Source organism: Kitasatospora sp. NPDC059146 (assembly GCF_042786665.1).
Taxonomy (GTDB): domain Bacteria; phylum Actinomycetota; class Actinomycetes; order Streptomycetales; family Streptomycetaceae; genus Kitasatospora.
In genome coordinates this window covers 1-1,718 of the sequence record NZ_JBHZCY010000267.1, presented here as the reverse complement: position 1 = coordinate 1,718, position 1,718 = coordinate 1, and the positions used below count along the sequence as shown (strand labels likewise).

The window sequence follows — 1,718 nt, the reverse complement described above, 5'->3', positions numbered from 1 at the left end:
TCTCCCGCCGGGCCCCCGAGCCCGGCACCCGCGACCTCATCGTCTGGCAACTGCGCGTCCCACGCGCCCTGCTGGCGGCCGTGGTGGGCGCCGGACTCGGCCTGGTCGGCACCGCCGTCCAGGCCCTGGTCCGCAACCCGCTCGCCGACCCCTACCTGCTCGGCATCTCCTCCGGAGCCTCCCTCGGAGCGGTCGCCACCCTCGTCCTCGGCACCGCCTTCGGGCTCGAACTCTCCCTCGGCAGCGGGCTCGGCCTCACCGTCTCCCTGGCCGCCTTCGCCGGGGCGCTCGCCGCGTTCTCCCTGGTCTGGCTGATGGCCCGGCGCGGCGGCGGCTTCTCCCCCCTGCGCCTGGTGCTGGCCGGCATCGGCATCGCCCAGTTCCTCGGCGGCATCACCAGCTACCTCGTCCTGCAGACCAGCGACGAACAGCAGACCCGGGGCGTGCTGTTCTGGCTCATGGGCAGCCTCGGCGGCGCCGTCTGGTCCCAACTCGCCGTCCCCGTCGCCGCCGTGGCACTCGGCCTGGCCCTGCTCCAGGCGCGGGCCCGCGGGCTCAACGCGATGCTGATGGGGGACGAGACGGCCGCCGGACTCGGCGTGGACGTCACCCGGCTGCGCCGCGAGGTCTTCGTCGTCACCAGCGTCCTCACCGGAGTGCTGGTCGCCGTCTCCGGGGCGATCGGCTTCGTCGGGCTGATGGTCCCGCACGTCTGCCGACTGCTCGTCGGCGGCGACCACCGGCGCCTGCTGCCGCTGTCCGCCCTCACCGGGGCCGTGCTCCTGGTCGTCGTCGACACCGTGGCCCGCACCGCCCTGGACGGCCAGGAACTGCCGATCGGCGTGGTCACCGCCGTACTCGGCGCCCCCACCCTGCTCTACCTGCTGGACCAACGACTGGAGCGCAGTTGAGGATCGCCGTCGAGGACCTGAGCGTCGCCCTGGCCGGGCGCACCGTGGTGGCCGGAGTCCACCTGGTCGCCGAGGAGGGCGAGATCGCCGGACTGGTCGGGCCCAACGGCAGCGGCAAGTCCAGCCTGCTGCGCACCGTCTACCGGCACCTGCGGCCCAGCGCCGGCCGGGTCCTGCTGGCCGGGCGGGACCTGGCGGAGCTGCGGCCCGCCGAGTCCGCCCGGCACATCGGGGCACTGCCCCAGGAACGCGGCGGGGACTTCGAGTTGAGCGTGCGCGAGGTCGTCGCGATGGGCCGCACCCCGTACAAGCGGGCGTTCGCGGCCGACGACCCAGAGGACCACCGGATCACCGCCGAGGCCCTGCACCGGGTCGGCATGTCCGGGGCCGCGGACCGCCGCTTCGCCCAGCTCTCCGGCGGTGAACGGCAGCGGGTGCTGCTCGCCCGCGCGCTCGCCCAGCAGCCGGACGTCCTGGTGCTGGACGAGCCGACCAACCACCTGGACGTCCGCCACCAGGTCGAACTCCTCGCCCTGCTGCGGGAGCAGCGCCGCACCACCCTGGTCGCGCTGCACGACCTCAACGCCGCCGCCTCGGTCTGCGACCGTCTGCACGTGCTGCACCGCGGCGCCCTGGTGGCCTCCGGGGCGCCGCGCGAGGTGCTGACGGCGGAGCTGCTGGCCGAGGTCTTCGGCGTCCGGGCCGCGGTGGTCGAACACCCGCTGACCGGGGATCCGTTGATCGCCTTCGACCACCGCGCCCCGGCCGGTGCCGACCCGGCGGGTGCTGACCCGGCCGGGTCAGCAC

The 1,718-nt window shown here is 75.0% G+C and carries 2 protein-coding genes; both read left to right on the top strand.

Annotated elements, in window-relative coordinates:
• Positions 1 to 911: FecCD family ABC transporter permease (locus ACFXPX_RS43845; RefSeq protein WP_380645120.1), on the top strand; the 911-nt coding region annotated here is incomplete at its 5' end.
• Positions 908 to 1,718, top strand: an 811-nt coding sequence (locus ACFXPX_RS43840; RefSeq protein ID WP_380645119.1) for an ABC transporter ATP-binding protein, incomplete at its 3' end; no start/stop codon positions are given. The genes ACFXPX_RS43845 and ACFXPX_RS43840, both read left to right, overlap by 4 nt.